Origin of the sequence: Micromonospora globispora (assembly GCF_003857015.1) — a bacterium.
Taxonomy (GTDB): Bacteria; Actinomycetota; Actinomycetes; order Mycobacteriales; family Micromonosporaceae; genus Micromonospora; species Micromonospora globispora.
This window is the reverse complement of the sequence record NZ_QGGF01000778.1, coordinates 1-4,908: the sequence shown is the minus strand read 5'-3', so window position 1 is coordinate 4,908 and position 4,908 is coordinate 1. Positions and strand designations below refer to the sequence as shown.

General features: G+C 74.3%; 6 protein-coding genes and 1 pseudogene. 6 read left to right on the top strand and 1 reads right to left on the bottom strand.

Annotated elements, in window-relative coordinates:
- Window positions 1-181, bottom strand: a pseudogene (locus DKL51_RS35995) (hypothetical protein); the annotation flags it as partial.
- Between the two features lie 298 nt (window positions 182-479).
- Here DKL51_RS35995 and DKL51_RS33810 point away from each other — a divergent pair.
- The 6 genes from DKL51_RS33810 to DKL51_RS33785 all read left to right on the top strand — a co-directional run.
- On the top strand, window positions 480-932 hold the full coding sequence (locus DKL51_RS33810) for a hypothetical protein (RefSeq protein ID WP_109947549.1): 453 nt from the start codon (window positions 480-482) through the stop codon (window positions 930-932).
- 55 nt (window positions 933-987) lie between these two features.
- On the top strand, window positions 988-1,311 hold the full coding sequence (locus DKL51_RS33805; RefSeq protein ID WP_109947548.1) for a zinc ribbon domain-containing protein: 324 nt from the start codon (window positions 988-990) through the stop codon (window positions 1,309-1,311).
- A gap of 20 nt (window positions 1,312-1,331) precedes the next feature.
- A complete protein-coding gene (sp36, locus tag DKL51_RS33800; RefSeq protein WP_013736319.1) occupies window positions 1,332-1,487 on the top strand; it encodes a Sp36 family protein in 156 nt (51 codons plus the stop codon).
- 5 nt (window positions 1,488-1,492) lie between these two features.
- A complete protein-coding gene (locus tag DKL51_RS33795; protein WP_109947551.1) occupies window positions 1,493-1,954 on the top strand; it encodes a RidA family protein in 462 nt (153 codons plus the stop codon).
- Window positions 1,955-2,072: 118 nt separating this feature from the next.
- The gene (locus tag DKL51_RS33790; protein WP_109947547.1) at window positions 2,073-2,873 is read left to right on the top strand and encodes an MBL fold metallo-hydrolase; all 801 of its coding nucleotides are present in this window, start codon (window positions 2,073-2,075) and stop codon (window positions 2,871-2,873) included.
- Window positions 2,870-4,908: adenylate/guanylate cyclase domain-containing protein (locus tag DKL51_RS33785; RefSeq protein WP_260428768.1), on the top strand; the 2,039-nt coding region annotated here is incomplete at its 3' end. The genes DKL51_RS33790 and DKL51_RS33785, both read left to right, overlap by 4 nt.

Sequence of the window (4,908 nt, the reverse complement as noted above, 5' to 3'; positions counted from 1 at the left end):
GGTAGGCCCCGGGGTTCGGCGGCGGGTAGGACGCGGGGTTGGGTGCGCCGCCGAGCGGCGGCCCCTCGCGGTACGGGCCGCCGGGCGATCCGCTGGCGCCACCCATGGGCGGTTGGGTCATGTCTTCCCCCGGAGTGCGTGCGCCGTCGCCGCCCCAGGCGATCGACGCGTGATCGAGCATGGCGGGCGAGCGTGGGTCGCCCGTCCGACGGAAGGGTAGCGTTCAGCGGCCGACTTGCCAGCCCCGCGTCGCCCCCGGGGTCTCCCGGCACGCTGCCGCCAAGCGGCGCGGGGCGCCGCGATCGGATTGTGGACGAGTCATCTGTCGCATATGTGACTCGACGCGAACCGGCGTGCGCGCTTCGTTGTCCGGCTCCGGAATCGGTTCTACCTTCGTCGCTGCGGCGGACCGGCGGCGGCAGTCCGAGCCGGATGGTGGCGACGGTGACCAGGTACGACGGAACGCCCGGAGGCGGCGGATGCGCGACGCGGAGAACGTCCCCCGGGGGCAGTTCCCACCCGACGACCGGGCCGGGCGGCCCGGCTCCGACGGCATCGACCCCGTCAACGAGCGGCCGTACCACCGCTTCCCGGAGTCGACTGAGGTGATCCGTACGATGATCCGCCCCGCCGACCGAGGCCGGGACGAGGAGGAGTCGGGGTACGTCATCCACCTGCCGGTCCGGGTCCCCGACCTGGCGACGGCCACCGCGCTGGCCGCCACGGTGGCGATCTCGCTGGGTTTCCTCCGGGAGCTCGACGCCGGCGAGACCACCGTGTCCACCGCCGACGACCAGAACAACCGGCACCGCGTCTTCTGCGACCTGCTGCTGCCCGGCCGTGGCCGCTGCCCCCAGCGGTACGACCACGAGGGTCCGTGCGGCGAGGAGCCCGCGACGCCCGAGCAGCGTCCCGCGCCCCGGTCGACCTGACGAACCGTAGGCTGTGCCTGACCGAAGTCCATGCCAGGCAAGGGAGTAGTGCCTGATGTCGACTTCCTCCGCAGATCCATCTCCGGCCTACACCTCACAAGCCTGTCACCGCTGCGGTCGGCTCGGCCGACGCAACGGGGACCGGCTTCACTGCACCTCGTGCGGGGTGGTGTGGCAGGCTGACGTGAACGCGGCGATCAACATCCTGCAGCGAGCAGGCGATCCCGACATCGCCCTGCGCACCTCGCATCGCGTGGTGAGGCAGATCCTGCGGGACAGGACCGATCGCCACCGGACCAGACTGCCGGTCCAGGACTCCAGCCCGGCCCTGGCCGAGCGGAGAGCGAATTATCCGAATCGCTCAGTGATGAGCATCTAGTAGGAAGCAGCCTTCACGCGATGCAGAAGTGGGAATACGCCACCGTCCCGTTGCTGGTCCATGCGACCAAGCAGATCCTCGACAACTGGGGCGAGGACGGCTGGGAGCTGGTCTCCGTGGTTCCCGGCCCGAACCCGGAGCAGCTCGTCGCCTACCTGAAGCGCCCGAAGGCGTGACCGGCATGAGCAACGGACCGCACGCCAAGCTCGCGGAACTCGGCCTGACCCTGCCCGAGGTGGTGCCGCCGGTGGCCAGCTACGTGCCGGCCGTCCAGTCGGGCCAGCACGTCTACGTCTCCGGTCAGCTGCCGATGGCGGAGGGCAAGCTGCTCGCCACCGGCAAGGTCGGCAACGGCGTCTCCGCCGAGCAGGCCAAGGACCTGGCGCAGCGGTGCGCGCTGAACGCCCTCGCCGCGATCGACTCGCTGGTCGGCCTGGAGAACGTGGTCAAGATCGTCAAGGTGACCGGCTTCGTGGCCAGCGCGTCCGGCTTCACCGGTCAGCCCGGCGTCATCAACGGCGCCTCCGACCTGTTCGGGGAGGTCTTCGGTGAGGCCGGCCGGCACGCGCGCAGCGCCGTCGGCGTCGCCGAGCTGCCCCTCGACGCCCCCGTCGAGGTCGAGGTCATCGTCGAGGTCGCCTGACGCTCCGTACCCGCGATCTTGCGGTTGTCGTGCCGACAGATGGCCCGCAAGGGGACATACCTCGTGCCGAAACTGCAAGATCGCGGGGAGTGGCGGAGGGGGTCGTACGATCGCTGCCATGGGCGGGCGTGTGACGGGTGCGGCGGGTGCTCTGGCCGACGAGCTGCCGGGCTGGGTGACGCTGCTGAGGGCGCCGAACCCGGGCCCGATGACGCTCGACGGCACCAACACCTGGGTGCTGCGGGCGGCTCCCGGTGAGCCGGCCGTGGTGATCGACCCCGGGCCGGCCGACGAGGCGCATCTGGCCGCGATCGCGGGCCACGGGCCGGTGGGCGTCGTGCTGATCACCCACGGGCACTCCGACCACACCGAGGGCGCGCCGCGACTGAGCGAGCTGCTGGGCGGCGCGCACGTCCTCGCCGCCGACCGGGCGCACACCATCGGCGGGGAGCCGCTGACCGGCCCCGGCGAGCACTTCGGCGGCCTCGGTCTGGAGATCCGCCTGCTGCCCACCCCCGGCCACACCGCCGACTCGGTCTGCTTCCTGGTCGAGCAGGGCGACGAGCGGGTGGTCCTCACCGGCGACACCATCCTGGGCCGGGGCACGACCGTGGTCGCCCACCCCGACGGCCACCTCGGTGACTACCTGTCGAGCCTGGAGCTGCTCTCCACGTACCGGGGGATCCCGGCGCTGCCCGGACACGGCCCGGCGCTGGCCGACTGCGGTGCGGCCGCCGAGTTCTACCTCGCCCACCGCCGGGCCCGGCTCGACCAGGTCCGGGAGGCGGTCGCCGCGGGCGCCACCACCGCCCCCGAGGTGGTCGAGCGGGTCTACGCGGACGTCGACCGGTCGCTCTGGTGGGCCGCCGAGTGGTCGGTCCGCGCGCAGCTGGAATACCTCGGGGTGGAGCAGCCGTGACCTGCCCGGTGTGCGGAACGGTCGCCGTACCCGGCGCGCGGTTCTGCCACAACTGCGGTGCGGCGCTGCCGGCCGCCGCGACGCTGCCCGCCGCCGAGCGGCGGGTGGTCACCGTGCTCTTCGGTGACCTCTCCGACTTCACCTCCTGGTCCGAGGACCTCGACCCGGAACGGGTCGGTGCGGTCACCGACCGGGTGCTCGCCGCCCTCGCCGGCGCGGTCAAGACCTTCGGCGGGCACGTCGACAAGCTCACCGGCGACGGCATCATGGCCGTCTTCGGTGCGCCGGTTGCGCACGAGGACGACGCCGAGCGGGCGGTCCGGGCGGCGCTGTCCATGCAGCGGGCGGTCCGCCGGGTGCTCGACGACGAGCGTGGCGGTGGTGCCCCGCTCGGGCTGCGGGTCGGGCTGAACACCGGCGACGTGATCGCCGGCATCCAGGCCGCCATCGAGTACACGGTCATCGGCGACACGGTCAACACCGCCGCCCGGCTCGCCGACGCGGCCGCCGTCGGCGCCGTCTACGCGGGCGCCCGGACCTCGGCCGCGACCCGGCACGTCGCCTCCTGGCGGGCGCTGCGGCCACTGCGGCTCAAGGGCAAGCGCGAGCCGGTCGAGGCGTACGAGCTGCTCGGCCTCCTGGACGCGCCGGGCACCCGGTCCGGCCTCGGCGACGAGGCGCCGTACGTGGGCCGGGAGACCGAGATCGGTCGGGTGGCCGGCCGGCTCGCCGAGGTGATCGACCGCGGCGAGCCCCGGGTGCTGTTGATGACCGCCGAGGCGGGAATCGGCAAGTCCCGGTTCGCCGCCGAGGTGGAACGCCTCGCCGCCGGCTACGACGTCGGCCCCGGCCGGTACGCCGCGCACACCGGCGCCCGGGTGCTCTCGGTGCGCTGTGCCGCGTTCGGCGAACGACGCCGGCTCGCGCCCCTGGCCGACCTGGTCCGGGCCGCGGTCGGCCTGCCCAACGACGCCGCCACCGCGCTGACCCGGCCGGCGGTGGAGGAGCGGCTGCGGCGGCTCGGTCAGCGGCTCGCGCGGCTGCCCGGCGACCTGCCGCCGCTCGCCACCGACCAGCTGCTGGCGCTGCTCGGGTACGCGGAACTGCCCAGCCCCGCCGAGAACGGCGAGTGGAACCCCGCCGCACCGCCGCCGGACGCCGAGGCGGTGCCGAACGCGGTCGCGGACCTGCTCAGCGCGCTCGCCGTCGAGGCGCCGATGGTGATCGTGGTGGACGACCTGCACGACGCCACCGCCGAGACCATCAACGCGCTCGGGCTGAGCCTCTCCCGGCTCAGCGGCCCGGTGCTGGTGCTGCTGCTCGGCCGCCCCGAGCTCGTGCGTACCGCCGGCGCGCTGACCCGGGTCGCGGACGCCGAGGTGCACGCGCTGCCCCCGCTGCGCGGTGCCGACGCGTCCCGGCTGCTCACCAGCTACCTCGGCGGCGGGAAGCTGCCGCAGGCCGACGCGGACCGGCTGCTCGCCACCGCCCAGGGCAACCCGTTCTACCTGGCCGAGCTGGTCACCCTGCTGATGGAGCGGGGCGCGCTCACCGCGGGCGCGGGCCGCACCGACCCCGGCAGCTGGCGGCTGGTGCCCGGTTCGCTGGGCAGCCGACTGCTCTCCCGGGACCTGGCCGCCGTGCTGGCGGCCCGCATCGACGCGTTGCCGCCCGACGCCCGCTCGGTGCTGCGGGACGCGGCGGTGGTCGGCGACACCGTGCCGACCGGCGCCATGGAGGCGCTCCGGGATCAGCGCGCCGGGCGGGACGGGCGGCCGGCGGCGGTGGTCGCGGTCGAGCTGGACCGGGCCGTGGAGGAGCTGCTGCAACGGCGGATGCTGCACCGCACCCGCACCGGGTATGCCTTCGCCACCCCGTTGATGCGGGAGGCCGCGTACGCCGGGGTGAGCAAGGCCGAGCTGGCCGAGCGGCACGCCGCCCTCGCCCGCTGGGCCGCCCCCGAGACCACCGAGAAGGACCCGGGCGAGTTCGGCGGCGCGTTCGGCGTACTCGACGGCGAGGGCGGGCTCCCCGG